Origin of the sequence: Victivallis lenta, from assembly GCF_009695545.1 — a bacterium.
In the GTDB taxonomy this organism is placed as follows: domain Bacteria; phylum Verrucomicrobiota; class Lentisphaeria; order Victivallales; family Victivallaceae; genus Victivallis; species Victivallis lenta.
Map to the genome: position 1 here is coordinate 1 of NZ_VUNS01000028.1, position 21,083 is coordinate 21,083.

General features: G+C 58.1%; 15 protein-coding genes. 11 read left to right on the forward strand and 4 right to left on the reverse strand.

What is annotated here, in order from left to right; all coding sequences use genetic code 11:
• Window positions 1–918 precede the first annotated feature (918 nt).
• On the forward strand, window positions 919–1,491 hold the full coding sequence (locus tag FYJ85_RS18620; protein WP_154420138.1) for a hypothetical protein: 573 nt from the start codon (window positions 919–921) through the stop codon (window positions 1,489–1,491).
• Window positions 1,492–2,051: 560 nt separating this feature from the next.
• On the forward strand, window positions 2,052–2,210 hold the full coding sequence (locus tag FYJ85_RS18625) for a hypothetical protein (protein ID WP_154420140.1): 159 nt from the start codon (window positions 2,052–2,054) through the stop codon (window positions 2,208–2,210).
• Between the two features lie 7 nt (window positions 2,211–2,217).
• On the opposite strand, the gene FYJ85_RS18630 is transcribed toward FYJ85_RS18625, so the two are convergent.
• Entirely contained in the window at window positions 2,218–2,442 is a 225-nt protein-coding gene (locus tag FYJ85_RS18630) for a hypothetical protein (RefSeq protein ID WP_106052906.1), read from the reverse strand.
• Window positions 2,443–2,551: 109 nt separating this feature from the next.
• Between FYJ85_RS18630 and argH the strand changes: the two genes are divergently transcribed.
• The 3 genes from argH to tsf all read left to right on the forward strand — a co-directional run bounded on the left by argH (window position 2,552) and on the right by tsf (window position 5,754).
• Window positions 2,552–3,925, forward strand: a complete 1,374-nt coding sequence (gene argH, locus FYJ85_RS18635) for an argininosuccinate lyase (RefSeq protein WP_106052908.1) — start codon at window positions 2,552–2,554, stop codon at window positions 3,923–3,925.
• Between the two features lie 118 nt (window positions 3,926–4,043).
• Window positions 4,044–4,916, forward strand: coding sequence for a 30S ribosomal protein S2 (gene rpsB / locus FYJ85_RS18640; protein WP_106052909.1), 873 nt, complete (start codon window positions 4,044–4,046; stop codon window positions 4,914–4,916).
• A 31-nt stretch (window positions 4,917–4,947) separates the two neighbouring features.
• Window positions 4,948–5,754 (forward strand): translation elongation factor Ts, encoded by an 807-nt coding sequence (tsf, locus tag FYJ85_RS18645; RefSeq protein ID WP_106052911.1) that lies wholly within the window; start codon window positions 4,948–4,950, stop codon window positions 5,752–5,754.
• Window positions 5,755–5,863: 109 nt separating this feature from the next.
• On the opposite strand, the gene FYJ85_RS18650 is transcribed toward tsf, so the two are convergent.
• Window positions 5,864–6,838 carry an AraC family transcriptional regulator gene (locus tag FYJ85_RS18650; protein WP_154420142.1) on the reverse strand — a complete coding sequence of 325 codons (975 nt, stop codon included), beginning with the start codon at window positions 6,836–6,838 and terminating at the stop codon, window positions 5,864–5,866.
• A gap of 10 nt (window positions 6,839–6,848) precedes the next feature.
• On the opposite strand from FYJ85_RS18650, the gene FYJ85_RS18655 reads away from it, so the two are divergent.
• The 5 genes from FYJ85_RS18655 (at window position 6,849) to FYJ85_RS18675 (ending at window position 15,787) form a co-directional block, all read left to right on the forward strand.
• The gene (locus FYJ85_RS18655) at window positions 6,849–8,894 is read left to right on the forward strand and encodes an alpha-L-fucosidase (protein ID WP_206213304.1); all 2,046 of its coding nucleotides are present in this window, start codon (window positions 6,849–6,851) and stop codon (window positions 8,892–8,894) included.
• Window positions 8,887–10,089, forward strand: coding sequence for a class I mannose-6-phosphate isomerase (locus FYJ85_RS18660; protein WP_154420146.1), 1,203 nt, complete (start codon window positions 8,887–8,889; stop codon window positions 10,087–10,089). The genes FYJ85_RS18655 and FYJ85_RS18660 overlap by 8 nt, the downstream gene beginning before the upstream one ends.
• A gap of 75 nt (window positions 10,090–10,164) precedes the next feature.
• Window positions 10,165–10,866 (forward strand): type II secretion system protein, encoded by a 702-nt coding sequence (locus tag FYJ85_RS23295; RefSeq protein WP_206213305.1) that lies wholly within the window; start codon window positions 10,165–10,167, stop codon window positions 10,864–10,866.
• Between the two features lie 7 nt (window positions 10,867–10,873).
• Window positions 10,874–15,064, forward strand: coding sequence for a glycoside hydrolase family 2 protein (locus FYJ85_RS18670; protein WP_206213306.1), 4,191 nt, complete (start codon window positions 10,874–10,876; stop codon window positions 15,062–15,064).
• A 12-nt stretch (window positions 15,065–15,076) separates the two neighbouring features.
• Window positions 15,077–15,787 (forward strand): hypothetical protein, encoded by a 711-nt coding sequence (locus FYJ85_RS18675; protein WP_106052923.1) that lies wholly within the window; start codon window positions 15,077–15,079, stop codon window positions 15,785–15,787.
• 28 nt (window positions 15,788–15,815) lie between these two features.
• Here the strand turns inward: FYJ85_RS18675 and FYJ85_RS18680 are convergent, their stop codons facing one another.
• Window positions 15,816–17,141 carry an endo-1,4-beta-xylanase gene (locus FYJ85_RS18680; protein ID WP_154420151.1) on the reverse strand — a complete coding sequence of 442 codons (1,326 nt, stop codon included), beginning with the start codon at window positions 17,139–17,141 and terminating at the stop codon, window positions 15,816–15,818.
• Between the two features lie 264 nt (window positions 17,142–17,405).
• On the opposite strand from FYJ85_RS18680, the gene FYJ85_RS18685 reads away from it, so the two are divergent.
• On the forward strand, window positions 17,406–19,745 hold the full coding sequence (locus tag FYJ85_RS18685) for a RecQ family ATP-dependent DNA helicase (RefSeq protein WP_206213307.1): 2,340 nt from the start codon (window positions 17,406–17,408) through the stop codon (window positions 19,743–19,745).
• Between the two features lie 15 nt (window positions 19,746–19,760).
• Here the strand turns inward: FYJ85_RS18685 and FYJ85_RS18690 are convergent, their stop codons facing one another.
• Window positions 19,761–20,954, reverse strand: coding sequence for a zinc ribbon domain-containing protein (locus FYJ85_RS18690; protein WP_154420155.1), 1,194 nt, complete (start codon window positions 20,952–20,954; stop codon window positions 19,761–19,763).
• Window positions 20,955–21,083 lie beyond the last annotated feature (129 nt).

Consider the following 21,083-nt stretch of genomic DNA (forward strand, 5'->3'; position numbering starts at 1 on the left):
TTGACGAAACAGACTTATCGAGGTATTTTTCATTACGGAGCCCTCCTTTGGGGTTAGGCAACCGTAATATACTGTTACGGACAAAGTTTGGCTCCGCCTTTTTGGCTAATTGTTAGGACACGTCTGATTTTTCTATAAACATAAAATAATTACCATCAAAAAAAATATCAATATGCAATTACTCCATTGAATATGAAAAAAATTTATTTATCAATCTATCTTTTCTTTATTCTGGGGTCGCGCCAGCGCCGCATATATGACGTATTGGTGCATCCCCAGAACGGTTCGGAGAATCATTATAAAAAAATTGAAAAGTTATTCGAAATTGTCAGGGAATTCGATAGTGAGTTATTAAGGTTTATAGTGCATAACAGAAAACACAGCAGAGGAATTCTTTATAAAGAATATAACCTGGTAACCACTCCGGTTCAAGAAAATATCACCCCCGTTGTTTCTCGCTTCGCAATTGGTTCGTTTTGCTTCATTCATGGCTCCAAATGTAAATAATGATTTCTCCGGAGCAAAGAAAGCACAGTTGATTTTCCTGATCAGATATGGGACTCCTGAAGCAAATTCGCCGGCAGAATACCTGAACCATGCACCAAATCCCCGAAATCCAGTCAATGATCTCAGTTCTTTAAAAAATGCTCCTATCCTGAATTCTGATTGTAAATATTATGGATATGACAACACTTTTCGAACAATATGAATGTGGCAATTCACTCTTGACAACACAGATTTTCTGGTATAATTAACCATTGGTGGGGCAGTACAAAACTGCCCGAAGGTGTGGACAAGGCAGTCAGGCAACAAACAGATCCCTCTAAAACGTCGCATCCTAGTGATTGGAAAAAGCAAAATTTTTATTGTGGTATATTTATAATTATATGATATAAAATAATTACCATGGATGCAAAAATGAAAATATTGAAACCTGAAAGGCCTGGAGGCTCTCTAATCGTTCAAATTATAGCAGTTTTTTTACTATTACTATTTATCGGTTGTATCTATATCCCATTGTATTACTGGAATATTCCCTTCCTGAATCATTTATTCAACACTTGGTGGCTATGGGTACTTCCCAGCCTTCCCGCAATATGGTTTTTATGGCTCATCGTAGACTCTGTTATTGCTTTTCATACAAAGCATTGTTTGTTGCATTTGATTGATTTTCAAGTTGATGAAATAAAGGGAAACATCCAGATTACGTTCAAACTTAATGGTTTTCCTGAACCACAGATAACAGAAGAAATGTTACAAGCAAAATATCAGCCTATTTACGGAAGAGGCGGCCCTCCGATCCGTTTTAAAAAACAGCAAGCGGTTTACAATATTACCGAGGATTCGTATAAAATCACAATCAATGCCTCTGAATTACTCATTAAAATCAAAGATATATTTATTTATGTGGAACAAAAAAGGCTAATACCATATCACTGTATTTACAGGGTTCACAGATTTTCATATGATTGGCGCAACCCTCGCTTTTAATGATGTACATGTATTGATATCACATCGTATATCTGCGAATATCGTGGTACTATTATACCGCTCCGGCAAAGTCCTGCGCCTTATAAAGCATGGAAATATGACTGGGATTTATGTGATGGCTTCGCAGATATCTGTGAACGCCTTTTCCTTCTGATTGTTTTACATCCAAATGGAATATTCGGTATAACAAAATCAAAACAATACGATAAAATGCCGGCAGGGATTCCCTCGCTGATTGCAGTTCCGGTTCCAGATGCAAGTGAGATTCTCGTAGCAGAAAATTATGTAAGAGCTGGAATTGCTGAGAGTTTCACGAATAAACATCACTATTATAACAAATGATATTAAAAAAATTCAATCCGGTCTTATGATTTCTGATAAGGTTATACCTGTTACATGGGATATTGGCGCAGAGATTGTTCCGAAAGTGTCATCGTCTTGACTTTCCTTGCACGAACCTGCCAGGTGGACTTACCTGCGCCAGATGAACTCGATACCAGAATGTTCAGGGGATTGCCCATCATGCGGAAGGCGGCCGCCAGGCAGCACATGAGTTTGTTGTGTTCTTCACCGGCGGCGCCGGCACAATCCGGGCGGGCGGCATGGAGCTTGACCTGAAATACGCCGACCGGATTCTGATTCCGTCTGGAACCCGCCGGGCCGAGCTGAGCGGGAACGGACTCGACGCAGTCCTGGTCCGGCCGCCCGCCGCCCGGTAAAATCCGGTCAGTCGCGCGGGAACTGGCTGTGGACCCGCGCCATCCACCGGTTCACGATCGGGCTGATGACGAAATCCTCGAGACACGCGTCGCGCTGGAAGCTCCAGTCGCAGAACGGGCATTTCGCAAATACTTCCAGATCGGCGGGCGTCAGACGCTCGCCGCAGTTCGGGCAGCTCAGAATGCCGTACGAGGGACGGCCGTTTTTCGAATTGTTGCAGATGTCATTCATAATTACTGATAATATAGTGCGGAATGATTGAAAATCCAGCCCGGGACGGTTATTTTATACGGATAATATCATTTCACTCACGCAACATCAGACAGGAGAGGCGCGGATTATGGCACTTTGGGGCGGCAGGTTCAGTTCGGAAACCAGAAACGAGGTAACGCAGTATTCCGAATCGATCTCTTTCGATCAGCGGCTTTACCACTTCGATATCGCCGGCAGCAAGGCCCACGTAACCATGCTGGCCGAACAGGGAATCATTCCGGCGGAAACCGCGAAGGCGATCCGGGAAGAACTCGACCGGATCGAGCGCCGCATCGACGCCGGGGAGTTCCGCTACGACATCGCGATGGAAGACATCCACATGCACATCGAAAGCGCGCTCATCGAAGCGCTCGGGGCAGAGGGCGCGCGCGTTCACTCCGCCCGCAGCCGCAACGACCAGGTCGCGCTCGACATCCGGCTCTACCTGCGCAGCGAAGTCGACTCCCTGATCGCGGAACTCCGCCATTTTCAGCGGGCGCTGGTCGCGCAGGCCGACGCCCATCCGCGCACGGTCATGCCCGGCTTCACGCACCTGCAGCACGCGCAGCCGGTGCTTTTCGCGCACCATCTGCTCGCCTACGTCGAGATGCTCGACCGCGACGCGGAACGGCTCGCCGGCTGCCGCGAACGGATCAACGTCATGCCGCTCGGCTCCGGCGCGATCGCCGGCAGCACACTGCCGATCAACCGCGAGCGGGTCTGCGAGGAACTCGGCTTCAGCCGGGTCACCCGCAACAGCATGGACGCCGTCGCCGACCGCGACTTCGCAATCGAGCTCGTTTCGGACCTCGCGATCTTCGCCATGCACACGAGCCGCCTGTCGGAGGACCTGATCCTCTGGTGCAGCCAGGAGTTCGACTTCATCGAACTCGACGACGCGTTCTGCACCGGCTCGTCACTGATGCCGCAGAAGAAGAATCCGGATGTCTGCGAGCTGACCCGCGGCAAGACCGCCCGCGTCTACGGGGCGCTCACCGCGCTCCTCACCATGTGCAAGGGGCTGCCGCTGACCTACAACCGCGACCTGCAGGAAGACAAGGTTGCGATCTTCGACGCGCTCGATACGGTCAAGATGATCCTGAAGGTCTACCCGCCGATGATCGAAACCATGAAACTCAAAGAGGAGAAGATGCTTGCGGCAGCGAGCGACCCGGCGCTCATGGCGACCGACATCGCCGAAAAACTCGTCGAGCTCGGCGTGCCGTTCCGCACCGCGCACCACCGCGTCGGCGCCTTCGTCAAATACTGCCGCGAGCACGGCAAGGCGCTCGACGAAGTCACCCTCGGCGAGATGAAGGAGACGATCCCCGAAGCGACGCCGGAATTCCTGACCCTCTTCGACCCGGTCGCCAGCGTCGCCAAGCGGAACATCACCGGCGGAACCGGCTTCGAGCAGGTCGCAAAACAGCTTGATTTCTGGAAAAAATCGCTTGAATTCTGACGAATCCGTGATATTTTATCAAAATCGCTGCATTCGCATGTGCAGGGAACAACAATCAAACCTATGGCGTCTTGCCTGAGACATAAGGATAAGCGCCGCAGAAAAAAGGAGCCGCAAAATGGCGAAGATTTCGATCAACGACCTGTTGGAAGCCGGATGTCACTTCGGTCACCAGACCCGTCGCTGGAACCCGAAAATGAAAGAGTATGTCTACGGGGCGAAGAACGGCATTTCGATCATCGACCTGACCAAGACCATGTACCAGATCGCGGCAGCCTGCAACTTTCTGCAGCGCGTGGTGGCGAACGGCGGAGACATCCTCTTCGTCGGCACGAAGCGCCAGATCCGCGAACTCGTGAAGAACCTCGCCGAGGAGACCGGCATGTTCCACGTCTCCGAGCGCTGGCTCGGCGGCACGCTGACCAACAACGTCACGATCCGCAAGAGCATCACGAAGATGGCCGACATCGACAAGATGCTGGAGTCCGACAGCGCGAAGGGCATGAAGAAGAAAGAGATCGCGGGGCTCGCCCGCCGAGCTGAAAAGCTCCATCGCGACCTCGACGGCATCGCCGCGATGAAGCGCCTGCCGGCCGCTCTCGTCGTCATCGACGTCTGCAATGAGCTCAACGCGGTCCGTGAAGCGAACAAGCTCAATATTCCGATCGTCGCGATCGTCGATACAAACGGCGACCCGTCGCTGGTCGACTACCCCGTCGCTGCGAATGACGACGCGGTGAAGTCGGTTCAGGTCATCACCGGGCTCTTCTCCGAAGCGGTCAAGATCGCGAAGGAGATCCACCAGAAGAAGGTCGCCGAGGAGCGCGACGCCGCCGAAGCCGCGAAGAAGCTGGCTCAGGAGAAGGCCGACGACGACGAAAAGGCCGACAAGGAGAGCAAGCCCCGCCGCCGCGCCCCGCGCAAGGACGAGGCCAAAGAAGTGAAGGCGGAAGCGAAGCCGGCCGAAAAGAGCGAAGCGAAGGCCGAGTAACCCAAACCGAATCCGAGAGGAGGATCACATAATGCAAATCACCGCGAAAATGGTTCAGGACCTCCGGGAGAAGACCGGAGCCGGCATGATGGACTGCAAGAAGGCGCTCACCGCCGCCGACGGCGACATGGAGCTGGCGATTGAAAACCTGCGCAAATCCGGCGCCGCGAAGGCGGAGAAGAAGTCGGGCCGCAGCACGAATCAGGGCAAAGTCCTGACCGCCATCGACGGAAACAAGGCTTCGATCGTCGAAGTTCTCTGTGAGACCGACTTTGCGGCCAAGACCGATAAATTCATCGACATGGTCAACAAGTTCGCCGCCGACATGCTGAATATGCCGGGCAACGGCGACATCAGCGCCGCGGTTCAGGAAGCCGAAAAGAGCGCGCTGACCGACCAGATCGGGGTCATCGGCGAAAACATGCAGATCCGCCGTGCCGTGAAGTGGGAAGGCGGCGAACGTTATGTGAGCTACCACCATGACGGCGGCCGCGTCTCGGTTCTGGTCGAAGTCGAAGGCGAGAGCGATCCGGCGATTCTGAACGACATCTGCCTGCATATCGCGGCTTTCCGCCCGAGCTACATCACCGAAAACGATGTCCCGGCGGAAGTCATCGAGAAGGAAAAAGAGATCGCGGCGGCGGCTGATCCGAAGCTGAAGGACAAGCCGGCGGCGATGCTGGACAAGATCCTGTCCGGCAAGATCCGCAAGTTCTTCAGCGAGGTCTGCCTCGTCGATCAGCCGTGGGTCCGCGACGACAAGACCACGCTGGCGAAGCTCCGGCCGAACTGCAAGGTCACGCGCTTCGTCCGCTGGGAAGTCGGCGAAGAGCTGTAACGACGCTCACCGGGAAAAAAACGCTTCCCCGGCCTTTGAAAAAGCGGGTTTCTTTCGTTATGAGAGAGACTCGCTTTTTTATGCTTCCCCTCCTCCTGCAATACGGCAGTCAGTCGCGGAACGGCGGCGAACCGCTGCGGAACTCACGCGGAGCGCAACCGTGCCGGCGCCGGAAGAGCCGGGCAAAATAATTTGCGTCGAGGAAGCCGGACTGCTCCGCGATTTCCCCGATCGAAAGCCGAGTCGAGAGCAGGAGATTCTCCGCATGCCGCAGTCGACGCAAAATCAGGTAATCCTGGGTTGGCATGCCGGTTTCGCGCCGGAAGAGTTTCAGCAGATGGTTCGGCGTAATGCGGAGAGAACGTGCGATTTCGCCCACTTCCAGGGCCGGATCGCGGAACTCCCGGTCCAGCCTGCATTTGGCCTGAAAAAAGAGGGTATTGATATTGTGCGGCAGAGCTCCGGCAGCGGGCTGTTCGAGCGTATGTGCGAGAATTTCCCAGAGCAGTCCCCGGCGACGCACGGCAGCGGCGGGACAGTCCGGCACCTCCGTAAAGAACGCACGCAGCAGTTCCAGGAACGGTTCGCGCTTTTCCACTCCGAGCCGGATGTGGCACGGCAGAACAAGGCCGAGTTCCGGCGGCGGCGGCGCGGCCGCCAGCTCCTCCCGATACGCCGCTTCATCATCGAGAAAGAGGTAGGGGTGTTCCAGCTCCCTCTGCGCCAGACACTCCCCGTACCAGTCGAAATGGATGCACCAGCGCCGGATCCTCGTCTCGGCCCGGGAGAAATGAACCACACCGGGCGGAATGACCAGAAGTGATCCCGCTTCGCAGTAATGGCTCTCTTCGCCAGTTGCGACATACCCCTTCCCGCCCGCGACATAGACCAGCTCATAATCGTAGAGCCGCCGATTCGGTTCAATTCGTCCGGCAGGCCACTCCCCGCACCAGACGAGGCAGCTCTCCGGATGCAGCCGATTCAGCAGGTCAGAGTATCGATTTATCCTATCAATAATAGATTTCTCCTCTTTTTTTTGGCAGAGATTCCGGTATAATATATAATAAATGCTGAAAGATAGCAAGAGGAATCCGATGAAAACATTGTTCGACTGTTATTCGCGCATCCTGATCGACAACCACATCACCGACCTCAGGCCGGAATATATGGCAAAGTTCGATCCGGAACATTACGCAGCAATGATCCGCCTCGCCGGAATCGAATCCGCCATGGTCTACGCAAGTGACCACAACGGCAACTGTTACTACCCGTCGAAGGTCGGCCATGTGCATGCCAGCTGCCGTGGACGCGACCTCTTCGGAGAAACGGTAAAACGGCTCGCCGGAGCCGGAATCGTGCCGGTGGCCTATCATACGCTCGTTTATCAGAACGAACCCGCGGCACGGCATCCGGAATGGCGAATCCGCTCCATCACCGGCGAAGAGCCCTCCGGACGCTACCGGTTCTGCTGCCCGAACCATCCGGAGTACCGGGAGTTCTGCCGACAGCAGATCGCCGAGATCCTCGCTTACGACGTGGCCGGAATCTTCCTCGACATGACGTTTTGGCCGCAGATCTGCGCCTGCAGTTCGTGCCGGGCAAAATACGGAGCCCCCCTGCCGGAGACGCTCGACTGGCGCAATCCGGCCTGGGTGAAATTCCAGCGCTTCCGGGAGGACTCCCTCGCGGAATTCGCTCATGAGATGACGACCCACGCCCGGAACTGCCGTCCCGGCATCGCGGTAACCCATCAGTTTTCGCCGGTGCTGCACGGCTGGTTCCTGGGACAGAGTTCCGGAATCGCGAGCGCCAGCGATTACGCGTCGGGCGACTTCTACGGCGGCGTACTCCAGCAGCGGTTCGGCTGCAAACTCTTCCAGGCATACAGCCGCCGAATCCCGTATGAATTCATGACCTCACGCTGCGTGAACCTGCACGACCACACCTCGACCAAGTCGGATGAGGAGCTGTTTCTCCACGCCGCGACCACGCTGGCCAACGGCGGCGCCTATTTCTTCATCGACGCGATCAACCCGGACGGTACCCTGTCGCGGCCCTTCTACGAGCGGCTGGGCCGGATCGTCGCCCGGCTTGAACCCTTCCGCAAACGCGTGGCGGAGCTGCGGCCGTCGCTGCGGGCGGAGGTCGGGCTCTACTTCTCGATGGCCAGCTGCGTCAGCGAAGAGAAGAACGGCACTCCGCTTGCCCGGCTCCACGAGAGCAATGCGAACAATATGGGTATCCGCCAGAACGCGACGCTCGACGAGGTGCTCGGAACGGCCGAGATACTGAATCGGCTGCATATACCGTACCGGGTCGTCACCGATGAGACAAAGGAGCTCGCCGGTTTTCGGGCGATCATCGTAAACCGGGCGGTCTTCATGACGCCGGAGGAGACCGGACGCCTGCGCGAATTCGTCAGGAACGGCGGAACGCTGATCGCGACCGGCAAAACCTCGCTCTGCCGCCGCAACGGGGAAAGCAGCGGGAATTTCGCGCTGGCCGATCTCTTCAATGTCGACTATACCGGAGAGGATGCCGGGGTCGTCAGCTATCTCGCCGCAGGGGAAGAACAGCTCTTCACCCGCGGGCTCCCGGCGCCGCTTGCAAAAGCGAGAGAGCGGGCGGAAGTCAAGGGGGTTGTTTCGCTCCCCGATTTTCCGCCCGGCGACCCGGAACAGTACGCATCGATTCACTCCGACCCGCCCGGGCGGACAACGGAATTCGCCGGCTGGGTTGAACACACGTACGGCAGCGGGAAAGCGGTCTGGCTCTACTCCGGACTGCTGGCGCTCCGTCAGTACTCCCAGCAGTCGTTCGGAGAACAGCTGTTCACACAACTGCTGCCGCCCTTCCTGATCCGTTCGGAGAATTTCCCGCCCGGCGCGGAACTGACCCTGCTCGAAAGCGAAAAGAAGGAACAGTTCCTGCTCGGAGTGGTCAACCATCAGCCCGTGTTGCCGGTGATTCCGCTGCGCGACGTGAAACTGACGATAAAATTCCCGGCCGTTCCGGTCCGGGTCCGCCGCGTCTCGGACGGAGGGGAGCATCCGTTCGAATTCCGAGACGGAGAGCTTACCATCGCGCTGAAACGGCTCGAACACATTGAATTATTTGAAATCGAGGTGAAACATGTCTGAACTCAGAGAGACCTTCGAGGCGAACGGCGGAATCTTCCGGCTGACACCGGCCTGGGTGCCGCGCTCCTTCTGCATTCCCGGGAGGCGAATCAAGCTGCATCCCGATGACTATTACGCGCTCGGAAGTGAACGCGGCGGAATCGACGAACGCTGGCTCGGCAGCACGACTCCCGCCGACAACGGCCCGCAGACCGCCCCGAACGAGGGCGTCAGCCACATCGCCGGCTGCGGCGGATCGCTCATTCCTCTGACTGAAGCGGTCGCGGAACTCGGCGCGGAACTGATCGGCGAACGGCTCTGGAACGAATACCATGCCTGGCCGGTCTACTCCAAGTTCTTCGACAACCTCGGCCCTCTGCCACACCACATCCACCATCGGGAGGAACACGCGAAACGGGTCGGCCGGCGGGGCAAGCCGGAATGCTACTACTTTCCGCCCCAGCTCAACAATCACGGCGGCCGTTTCCCGTACACCTTCTTCGGTTTCGAGCCGGGAACGACGAAAGAGCAGGTGCGTGAATGCCTTGCAAACTTCTCCCGGGGCGACAACAAAATCACGAACCTCTCCAAAGCCTACCGGCTCGAGCCGGGGACCGGCTGGGACGTGCCGCCGGGTGTGCTGCACGCGCCGGGCAGCCTCTGCACTTACGAACCCCAGTTCGCCAGCGACGTCTATGCGATGTATCAGTCGCTGACGGACGACCGTCCTGTCCCGGAAGAACTGCTCTGGAAAGACTGTCCGCCGGAGAAGCGGGGCGACGTCGATTACCTGATCGAAGTGATCGACTGGGAGCTGAATGTGGATCCCGATTTCGCAGCGCACCGCTTTATGCGTCCGGTTCCTGTGAAGAACCCGGTACCGGGCAGCTCGGAGAAATGGATCTGCTACCGTTCCGACGCAGTTTCCGCCAAAGAGCTGACCGTGCTTCCCGGCGCGGAGGCCGTCATCCGGGACGAAGCCGCCTACGGGCTGATCATGATGCAAGGCTACGGGACGCTGAACGGCATGCCGCTCGAAACACCGGCGATGATCCGCTTCGGCGAACAGACCTGCGACGAATATTTCGTTTCGGAAGCAGCCGCCCGGTGCGGAGTCCGGATCAGGAACCGTTCCCATGCCGAACCGCTCGTCATGCTCAAACATTTCGGCCCGGAAAACCCGGAGTGGCGGACCGCCTTTCCGCCGGGCCGGTGACCAGCCGGACGCCGGAAACCGTATGTTCAACGTTTAAAAGCAGCGCTGTCCTTTTCATCCAACCAGGAGAATATCATGCAGAACCCGAAAAACAAGTTTACCCTGATCGAACTCCTCGTCGTCATCGCCATCATCGCAATCCTGGCCTCCATGCTGCTCCCCGCCCTCAATAAGGCACGCGGCAGTTCTTACCGCGCTTCCTGTCTGTCCAAGCTCAGCAATCTGGGCAAACAGGTCATGTTCTACTGCGGGGACAACAACGACATCATGCCTCTGACCAAGACAAACTACGACGGCGGCTGGTTCTTCGGCGGCAATCCCGGAGCAGGAACCGCTCCGGGTACGCTGGCACCCTATTTCGGTACGCCGCTCTATTATTACATCGGCAAAAGCGGCGAAATGCACTGCCCGGCCGACAACCGACAGAATTCCAATCAGTATTTTTATTACAAATCCTTTTCCTACGGCCTGAATATTTCGGTCTGCGGCAGCCTGAACGACCCGACGGAAAGCCAGCGCGGCCCTTTCAAACTCCAGCGTTACCGGGAGCGGAAAGTGGTCGCCTTCGATTGCGCCGGAGACACGCCGAGCGAAACGACAGTCTCCAATAACCAGCATCAGTTTTACGGTTACTGGCAGCAGAAGAGCAAGCAGGAAATCTACCATGACGGCGGAGCCAACAAGCTCTTCACCGACGGCAGCGCAGGCTGGTGGAGAGCAGCCGAAGATGTAGCCTACACACCGGCCCACAAGCGGTATGTCGTGGAATTTGAGTGAGAAGGGAATGAACACGGTGAAATACCTTTTGCTGCTGCTGTTGCTGGCGGGAACGATACTGCCGGCGGAGGGAACCGTTGCGACTCCCGTGCCGCGCCTGATGGTCGAATCTCCCGGCCGCTCAGAATATCTGTTAAATGGACTCTGGCATTTCAAGCCCTTCGACCGAATGCCGGGTCAGCGGGAAAGCGCCCGTGATTCCGGCTATTACATGCGCGTTCCGGGCGAATGGTTCAATTTTCTCGGCAAAACCGACCAGCTCACCGATTCAGGCGGAAAAATCCTTCCGGCATTCCCCTTCCCCGCCGGGAAACGCTGGCCGGATGCCGAAATTTACGGTTTGTACGAACTGCATTTCAGCACTCCGCTTGAATTTCAGGGAAAACGCGTGATTCTGAACCTTGCCGGAATCCAGTTTCAAGGCGATATCTTTTTCAACGATCATCGGCTCGGAACACAGCACGTTTACGAAAATAACTTTTACGATGTGACGGAGCTGCTGACGGAACAGAAAACCAATGTCGTAAAAATCGCCCTCCGTCCGTTTCTGGAAGTGCCGAATGCGTTCGGAAATCCCGGCGTAACCCGCCGGCTTACGCACGGCGGAATCATGCACGATGTACGTCTCTTTGTACTGGAACACAGCGTTATGGCACGATACGCGCTGATCGACACCACCCGGGAACCGCGCCGCGCCAAAGTAAAAGTCCGGCTGGAAAACTACGGCGGACCGCGTTGCGCCGAGGCACAGTTGACGCTCCACAGCGACGGCCTCCCCCGGAAAACAGTGACAAGGAAAATCGAATTGCCTACCGGACGCTCTTACGCGGAGCTGGAACTTCCGCTCGACGGCATCGAATTCTGGGAACCGGAGGCCCCGAAACTTCACCGGCTCGATTTTCGCCTGAATGAGAGTGGAAAAATCATCGCATCGATCCCTGAAACCATCACAGGTTTCAGGGAAGTCAGGCTGGAAGGGACACGTCTTCTGGTCAACGGAGTAGCCCGTACCCTGTTCGGCGAGAGCGGCTCGCGTCTCGATCTCCTGATGAACCAGTGTACCGGAGTATATCCGGCACAGCAGCTCTCCAGCATGCGGGCCATGGGTTTCAACTATGTCAACATGCTCGATTTTCCGACGCAGGAACCGATTCTGGCAGCTGCCGATCGGATCGGCATTTTCCTCGGTCCCGTAATCAAGCAGGATGCCGACTTGATCTTCAAGAAGCATGCGGCGTTTCCCGGCCTGACCCGACTGGATGGGAAAACGATTCCGGAAGACGAATTCGCCCGTTTCCGCAAACAGTTCACCGACCTCTCCGAATATTACGCAACTCATCCCTCCGTGCTGGCGTATGTGCGGATGTTCAACTGGCTCTGCGACTGTGAGCTTGCCTACAATCCCCATCTCGCCGGGCGGCGCGAGCATTCCTCCGATGAACGGGCCGCTTTCGCCGACCGGATTCTGGCGGAGACCGGCGCAATCGATCCGACCCGGCTCAACTATCTTCACCATGCGGGCGGGCGCGGACCGATTTACACCCATAACCGTTACTGGAATTGCGCGGTTCCATTGCAGGAGAAAGCCGATTTTCCCAAGCTGTGGGCGGCTGACCGCTCTCCGGACAAGATGCCCTTTTTCGTGACCGAGGGAAACCTTTTTCCGGGCTGGCCGAGTCTCTATCCGAAATGGGGAAATTCACCGCGCAATCCCGCCTGGCGCGGATTATATGGACCGTATGCAGTACGGGAGATTTCCGCTCTGGACCTCGGCGCCGCGGCCTATTACCTGCCGGCAGACGAACGCGCGATACGCCCTGCCCATATCCGTTCTCTCATCACTCAGGCGGGCGCGATGCGTCATTACGGAACGCTCGGTCACATGATGCACACTGATTCCTATTGCGGTTATGAGCCCGGAAAAATGATCGATACGGCCGATGAACTCTCCGACAACGTTCCGGGATTCGTCAGCATCAACCACCTCTGGCGTCATCAGCATCCTTCGACCAGACTGACCTCGCTCGGAGAAGCGATGCTGCATGCTTTCAGCAGCAACACATTCTACCTGATGGGACCGCCGGATGCTCCGACCACGGCGCCGCATAATGAATACGGCGGCCGAACCATCGAGCGGACAATGTTCGTCATAAACGAATCGGGAATCCGGCGCGAACTCGATTTCGACATCACGCTGACCGGTGACGACGGCACCGTATGGTGGAGAAATCCGCTTACGGTCGACGCGGTTCCCGGTTTCCGCAAGCAGTTCGTCCTCCGGCTGCCGCTGCCGGAAGTGAAAAAGCGTACCGGGTGCACTCTCCGGGTCAGAATGGCTTCCGTGCCGGGACGCACGGCCGAACAACAAACCCGTCTTGCGGTTTTTCCGGAAAGGAAACCGGAGCCGCTGAAAGGCACCGTTGCCGTTTTCGATCCGGAGCATTCTCTGGACATGCTTCTGAAACGTTGTGACTCCGATACCGCAACCCTGCTCGAGCAACTCGAATCGCTTGATGCGGTCGATGCAATTCTGGTCGGACGTTCCGGATTGAACCTCCGTTTCGGGGAACTGGCAAAAAAACTCGACATCGGCAGTTTCCTGAACCGGGGCGGCCGGATTGTCGTCTTCGAGCAAGCCGGAGAAAAGCTGCTGAACCTCACTCTGGACGCGCGTCGCGCCCGAAATGTCTTTCCGGCACTTCCCGCACATCCGCTTCTGACCGGACTGGAAGCGGAGGATCTCTCCAACTGGCAAGGCGGCAGTTCGCTTCTGAAGGCGTTTCCGCCTGCTCCGGCCGGATTCCACTGGAGTGAACCGATCGTGACCAGCGTGGATGGAATTGTGGCGAGTTATCCCGTCGAAAAGCCGCATGTTGGAAATTTTATCCCGATTCTGGAATCTGGATTCGACCTGCAATTCACGCCGCTGCTGGAACTCCATCACGGTTCAGGCCGGGTCTGGTTCTGCCAGCTCGATCTTACAAACCGGATCGGTCTCGATCCGGCCGCAACACTACTGGCGGAGAATTTGCTGAAACTCGCCCTCGAACCGTCCGAACGGAAGCCGGTCCGGGCCGGATACGCCGGCAATGAGACGGGACGTGCCTTCCTGTCCGGACTCGGCCGCAGTACGAAAGCGTTCCGGCCGGGCGATACGCTTCTGATCCTCGGACCGGAAGCGGATCGGCAGCTCACCGCCGGGGCTGTCGAATCACACCTCCGTTCCGGAGGAACGGTTCTCACGCTGCCCGGCGCTCCGGCCGCACTGCTGCCGATTCGGCCCGAACCGGCGGTTTTCGAAGGCGTCAACGGATTCTCCTCGTGGGAAGAAGCCCGGCAGAACAGATTGCCGGCAAGCCTCTCCGATCTCTTCTTCCGCACTCCGGTTCAGCTGCCGGGCTGGCGGTTTGCCGGAGGGACCGGTTCCCCGCTGCTCGGCGAAGTACCGTTCGGTTCCGGCAGAATCATCTGCTGCAATCTGCCGACAGAACTGCCGGCGGAAAATATTTACCGCATGAAACCCGTACGGCTCTGGTCGGTGCTGCTCACATCGCTCGGCCTTCAGGATGAGAGTTTCGATGCCGGTGAAATGCTCGCGTCGGCGGGAGCCTCCATGTTCGTTCCGCTCGGAGGAAGCGCCGATTTTCGTCTTGATCCGGACGATATCGGCCTGAAGGACAACTGGTATCTGCCGAACTCCGCGGTCAACCGGAACGAATGGCGGAAAATCACAGTACCCGGCGCCTGGGAAAAAACGCCCTTTCTGGAAAATTTCGGTCCGCCGAATCCGCCTCCCGCCGCGCCGGAGTACGACGGCATCGCCTTCTACCGGTTTGAAGTCATGATTCCGGAATATCTCCGCGGGCGGAAATGCATCCTGAATCTCGGAGTTGTGGACGATTTCGATACAACCTTCTTCAACGGCCGGAAAATCGGCGGAATGAACGCAGCGTTCGGCCCGCAAACCTACACGACCAATCGCGTCTACCGGGTGCCGGAACAACTGATCCGGTATGGACAAACAAATACGATCACAGTCCGGGTCGAGGACAACGCCGGCGCCGGAGGTATTGTCCACGGCAAGCTGCGGCTGGAATTCACCTCCGGACAAAACAAAACGGCGAAGTCCGCCTACCTGCCGGGACAAAGCATATTCGAGATATTCGGTACAACACCGTATTACAATGAACAATGGTAAAGAGAGAGAAACATGAAGCTCTTCCACATCATGCTGCTTTCGGCACTGGCCGGTCTTCTTCCGCTCGGAGCGGGGAAAATTCCAGGAGAAAACGAACTCGTCTTTCGCTACGTTCCGTCCGATGAGCCCGCTCTGGCGGAAATGGGCGGCTCGGTCCTTGGAACGTACCTGCCGGGCAATATGGAACTTGCCGAAGAAAACGGCCGGAAAGTGCTCCGGTTTCGGAATCCCGGTTCCGGCGCGCTGACTTTTCCCCTGACCGGCAATCTGACGCACGCAGAGGGAACGCTCCTGATGGATATCGCTTATGACTTCGATCCGGCGGAGGTTCACGCCGCCGTGCAGAAAGCCGGAAAGTGGAGCCGGCAGTTCTTCCTGTTCCGGGCCGACAAGGACGGAAAAGGCGTCGCACTGTACCTGGATATCATCAGTAAAAGCAAGCCCGGCAACATCACGGTCGGCGTGATGGCAGCCGGGGAACAGCATCAATGGAACTATGTCTCCGCACTCCGTAACGAAACCGCATTGCCCCGCGGCCAGAGATGTACGATCGGTTTCACCTGGAAACGGAATCGGTTCGCAATCATCGTAAACGACACGGTTTTCCCGGAGGCCGACGTGGGCAGACCACCCGCCTGGGGACCGACTTTCCACTTCGGAGGGGCCGGAACCTTTCCCGGCCGGCTTTACGAAGTCCGCGCCTATTGCAAATCCGCGCTCTGAGGGCTCCGGCCTTCCGGTCGTTTTTCCGTCAGTCGGGGGAGAGCGTGAATTCGCGGACGCCGTCCTTCGAAAGCGTGATCCGGCGCGTGAAACTGCCGCCGTCGTACCGGACTTCAACCTCGTAGTCGCCGTAGAAGCCGTGGAAACGGTTGTCGCCGCCGTCGGCGTAATCGAAACCGGTTTCGGTACGCCACTCCGTCCGGATCAGCCGTTCCAGCGTCCGGAAGGCCGGTTTCGGCGCGAAGTCGTAGCCGACCAGCCCGGCGCGCAGACGGTTTTCGCCCTCCTCGCTGCCGAGCGGCGCATAAGCGGCGGTTCCATCCACCAGATTCCACCAGACGATCGCCTCGGTCGCCGGATGGCTGAACCAGAGCCGGTAGAGCCGCTCGACCGCCAGCTCCTGGAAACGGTCGCCGTCGCCGAGATCGCGGCGGCTAAGGATGCTGACCTCCGAAAAGTTGATCGGCAGATTCAGCTTCGCGTACTGGTCGAGACAGCCGAAGATGATCCGCGCATTCAAAGCGCGCTCGCTGTCGCGGAGCATCGGTTCGAACATGTGGAACTGAAGCCCGAGACCGCCGACCGGCAGATTCCGGTCCAGCAGCCGCCGCACCAGCAGATAGACCGGAGAATAGTCTCCCTGGCAATCCCACCAGCGGCAGTCGTCGTTGTAGATCAATTGCGCGGACGGCGAAAAACAGCGGTCGGCAAGACGGAACGCGAACTCGACATGATCGTCGCCGAGCGGAAAGTCACGGCTGTATTCGAGCGGGTAACGGGTCTGCGCCTCGTTGACCGCGTCCCAGATGCCGATCCGGTCCCCGTAGCGATCGGAAATTTCGCGGAACCGCTTTTCGAGCAGCCGCCGCACCGGCTTCCGATCCCCCGGCAGCCAGGAAGGCCTGAACTGGTGCCAGCAGAGCGGATGCCCCTTCGGCGTGATGCCGTAACGGTCGCAGAATTCAAGGACGCGGTCCGGCGGCGGACGGCGGTAAACCGGCTCGCTGCCGCAGCCGAACCGCGGCCTGCCGGCCTCCGGCTCAAGATCGGACCAGTAAAACGGCACGACAGCCAGGTTGAAAATCGAGGCGAACACCTCTTCGTACCGCCTGTTCTGCTCTTCCGACGGAAACTGATCCACCATGAACGCATTGCAGCCGAATTTGTACTCCGACGCCAGCTGGCGGAGCCGAACCGTCGCGCCGGAGAGCGGCCGGCCGTCGGCCCCCTTCAGGAAAATACGCCCGAACCCCTTCCGGTACAGCTCGGTGCCGACCCGGATCCTGAAATCGATTTCAGAGTCTTCGACCAGAAGATTCTTCAGCAGCCGTTCGGCTTCTTCACTCATCGCCATATTCGCCAACCTCCTGCAATCCCCGAAAAGTTGCCTGGTCTTCGGACCCGGGCTCCGATCCCCGCCTCCGGCGGACTTCGGCCGCTTCCCGGGGCCCCGCGCTCTCTACAGGGAAAGGCATTGTTCATGTTTCGATGGAATCGACACACCGTCTCCCGCTTGAACTTTCACTCCTAAAATAACCGCCGTTCGGCGGAATACAACCCGCAGTTTTTCATTTTTTCATTGAAAATGGAGCAATCCCGGTGTACGTTATCCAATATCATGGAAACGAACAGCGATACACTCGAAGCACTCAAATATTATTACGGATTCGACGGCTTTCTCGACAATCAGGAGGAGGTGGTCGAAGAGATCCTCTCCGGGCGCGACCTCTGCGTCATCATGCCGACCGGCGCCGGAAAATCGCTCTGCTACCAGCTGCCGATCCTCATGCGTCCGGGTTACGGCATCGTGGTTTCGCCGCTCATCTCGCTGATGAAGGACCAGGTCGATTCGCTGCTGGAAAAAAACATCCCGGCCGCCTTCATCAACAGCACGATCCCATTCTCCGAACAGGCGCGGGCGGCCGATGCGGCGGCACGCGGAGAGATCAAGCTTCTCTATGTCGCGCCGGAGCGGTTCCACACGGATTTCTTCCGCAGCTTCCTCTCCGCCACGCCTCCCTCGGTCATGATCGTCGACGAGGCGCACTGCATCAGCCAGTGGGGGCACGATTTCCGTCCCTCCTACTGGCGGCTCGGCGAAGTGCTTGATTCGTACCGGATTCCGCAAGTCTGCGCCTTCACCGCGACTGCCACGCCGAAGGTCCGCGACGACATCCGCACTCAGCTGCACCGGCCGGAGATGGACCTCCACGTCGCCGGATTCAAACGGCCGAACCTCGCGTTTTCGGTCGTCGACTGCCCGTCCGACGCCAGCAAGATCGCCGAGATCCGGCGGCGGCTGAAACAGAAAAAACCGACCATCCTCTACACATCGACCCGCAAGGCCGTCGAACAGCTCGTCGCCGAATTCGGCTGCATCGGCTATCACGCCGGCATGTCCGACGACGCGCGCAGGGAGGCGCAGGAGCGGTTCATGAACGACCCCTGCCCCGTGCTGGCCGCGACCAACGCATTCGGCATGGGCATCGACCGGCCCGACGTCCGGCAGGTCATCCACTTCAATCTGCCCGGTTCGCTGGAGGCCTACTATCAGGAGGCCGGGCGCGCCGGGCGCGACGGCGAAGCGGCCGACTGCGTGCTGCTCTACGCCTACCGCGACCGTTATGTGCAGGAGTTCCTGATCGACCTGTCGAATCCGCCGCCCGAAGTCGTGCAGGAGCTTTACACGCGGCTGCGCGAGCTCGCGGCCGAACGCGGAACGACGATGCTCGAGGTGACGCTGTCGGAGCTGGTCCCGGAAGTACCGGGCGCGAAGTCGGACAGCCAGCTCTCGGCCGCGATGAGCATTCTCGAAAAGGCGAACCTGGTCGACCGCGGCTTCCGGCGCAACAACCGCGGGTTCCTGCGTTTCACCGGCGACCTTGAATTTCTCGCCTCCGAACATATGGCGCAGGCGACGCAGCGGTCGCGGTTCATCGCACGCTGCATCGAACGCTTCGGATTCGAACTGCTCGAAAAAAAGCCGTTCACCTTCGACGAGCTCGCCTCCGTCGCCGGACTCTCCGTCGAGCAGGTCAGGCGCGTACTGAGGGCGCTCGACGGCGACTGCCTCGAATGGAGCGTCCCGTTCGCGGGGCGCGGCACCGAGCTCCTGAATCCGGACAAGGTACAGGTCGACATGGATTTCAAGGCGATGAACGACAAGCGCGAATTCGAACTGGCCCGCCTCGACGAGGTCTGCACCTATGCGCGGGCGCACCGCTGCCGCCAGGCCGTGCTGGTCAGCTATTTCGGCGAGGATTTGCGGGAGTGGCGCTGCGGGAGCTGCGACAACTGCACCGGCAGCTCTTCCGGCAGCGGCGGCGCCCTGCGCGAAGTCACGGACGCGGCTGAAGAGGGGGTTGTCCGCCGCATTCTCGAAGCGGTCGAAGATTTCGACGGCCGCATCGGCGCCGGCAAACTCAGCCAGATTCTCTCCGGCAGCAAGAGCGCGGAGCTGACCGGGCGCGGATTCCACCGCAACCGCCATTTCGGCCGCCTGGCGCCGCTCAAGCAGACCAAAATCATGGCCTATTTGAAATCGCTCGAGCTCGGCGGCTATCTCGGCCGGATCGAACGGGGCGACTTCCCCTGTCTCGAACTGACCGCGCGCGGGCTCGAAGTGCTGAACGGCCACACCCGCGCCCGGATCGACATGCCGGAGCTGAAGCGGGAGAAACGCGAACGCCGTTCCGGTTCGAAGCCGTCCGCGGCAGTTCCGCCCCCGGAAGGCGGGGAGACCCTCTTCGAAGCGCTGCGGCAACTCCGCAAAGAGATTGCCGCCAAGCGCGGCGTGCCGGCCTACGTGGTGCTCTCGAACACCGCCCTGATCGGGCTGGCCGAACAGAGGCCGCAGACGCTCGCGGAGGCGCAGGAGGTCCCCGGCATCGGTCCGGTCAAGGCCCAGACGGTGATTCCGCCCTTCCTCGACGTCATCCGCGAGTGGGAGGACGAGTGATTTCGCCCGGCGGCGTCACCTTGCGTCTTTCTTCAGCGCGTCGAGCTTGTCCGGAATCGACAGGATCCCCTTCAGGAGCTCCAGCACCAGGAAGTTGAGCAGGATGTTGATCACCAGCAGCGGCGGCAGGAAGAGCAGAAAATACGGCTGCACACCATGATGCGAAAAGGAGCACAAAGAGGCGAAGCTCGCCCCGATCCATATCAGCGGCAGGAACTTGAGCACCGACCGCAGCCAGAACGCGACGGCGTCAACGAGGACCTCTCCGATTTTCCGCTCCGCGACCTCGACGTTGACGACTTCCGGAACCGGAGCGACGAAGAGAACCGGCAGCAAAACGAGCAGGGGCGTCAGCGCATACAGAAACAACGGCGAATGCGCAAACCAAAGCAGCGTCAGAACGACCGCCAGCAGACAGAATACGAAAAAGACCGGAACCAGCCGCAGAATGCCGGGCGCGATCTTCCCCCGGGTACTCAGCAGAAGCAGGTCCGACAACCGGATCAGCTTTACATTCACATAGATCGAACCGAGGCAGAAAACCAGGTAGAGAAGAATAGAAAACAGCTTGTCGAACCACTTTGCCAATTGATAGCCGTAATCACTCAGCAGAAACAGATTGTAATTTCCGGTCAGCGCATAATCATAGTTGCAGAGGATGAGAATCACGCCGATGAGACAAAATGCGAAGCCGCAGATAATTCCGGCGGTGATGAGTCCCCGGTGTGCCGCCGGAAACAAACGCCCGTACCAGCCGGAAGCGAACTTGTCATAGAGGATTCCCTCGAGAAAATGGCAGCCGCCCAGCAAACGGGCGCTCCAGGACGGGGCGGACGCCTCTTCCGGCATCTCCTCCCCTGCCTCCGCTTCGGCCTCCTGCCGGGCAGCCGCAGGCGGCGGAACATTCCGCACCAGCGGCGCCGGAGGCGGAACCGATTTCGGTTTCGGCTTGAGTTCAATGAGGATCATATCCTCGCTGAGCATAATATCTTTCCCGCATTTCGGGCAGGTGATCTCCGTACCCATCCAGTCGTTCTGGATTTCGAGCTTGGCGGAACAGCCCGGACAATGGATTTTGCTGGTAGGCGGTCCGGACGGAGCCGGAACGGACTTGCCGCAGTACGGACACTCCATGCTCCCCGCACCGTTTTCGTCATTCGTCTCGATCCCCTTCCCGCACTGCGGACAATGAAAACTCGTGCTTGCCATCAACCGGACTCCTTATGTAAAAATGATGAATAACTCCCGGCGGCATCAAAGCGGATAGAAGAATGACGGCTCCATTTCTTCACGCTCTGTTCGAAGATACCATAATCCGCAGCTTCCGTCAACCGGAAA

Coding starts and splice junctions, on each gene's coding strand:
- FYJ85_RS18685 (WP_206213307.1), top strand. CDS start 17,406: ATGGAAACGAACAGCGATACACTCGAAGCACTCAAATATTATTACGGA.
- FYJ85_RS18630 (WP_106052906.1), bottom strand. CDS start 2,442: ATGAATGACATCTGCAACAATTCGAAAAACGGCCGTCCCTCGTACGGC.
- FYJ85_RS18675 (WP_106052923.1), top strand. CDS start 15,077: ATGAAGCTCTTCCACATCATGCTGCTTTCGGCACTGGCCGGTCTTCTT.
- argH (WP_106052908.1), top strand. CDS start 2,552: ATGGCACTTTGGGGCGGCAGGTTCAGTTCGGAAACCAGAAACGAGGTA.
- FYJ85_RS18655 (WP_206213304.1), top strand. CDS start 6,849: ATGAAAACATTGTTCGACTGTTATTCGCGCATCCTGATCGACAACCAC.
- FYJ85_RS18660 (WP_154420146.1), top strand. CDS start 8,887: ATGTCTGAACTCAGAGAGACCTTCGAGGCGAACGGCGGAATCTTCCGG.
- FYJ85_RS18670 (WP_206213306.1), top strand. CDS start 10,874: ATGAACACGGTGAAATACCTTTTGCTGCTGCTGTTGCTGGCGGGAACG.
- rpsB (WP_106052909.1), top strand. CDS start 4,044: ATGGCGAAGATTTCGATCAACGACCTGTTGGAAGCCGGATGTCACTTC.
- FYJ85_RS18680 (WP_154420151.1), bottom strand. CDS start 17,141: ATGGCGATGAGTGAAGAAGCCGAACGGCTGCTGAAGAATCTTCTGGTC.
- FYJ85_RS18620 (WP_154420138.1), top strand. CDS start 919: ATGAAAATATTGAAACCTGAAAGGCCTGGAGGCTCTCTAATCGTTCAA.
- tsf (WP_106052911.1), top strand. CDS start 4,948: ATGCAAATCACCGCGAAAATGGTTCAGGACCTCCGGGAGAAGACCGGA.
- FYJ85_RS23295 (WP_206213305.1), top strand. CDS start 10,165: ATGCAGAACCCGAAAAACAAGTTTACCCTGATCGAACTCCTCGTCGTC.
- FYJ85_RS18690 (WP_154420155.1), bottom strand. CDS start 20,954: ATGGCAAGCACGAGTTTTCATTGTCCGCAGTGCGGGAAGGGGATCGAG.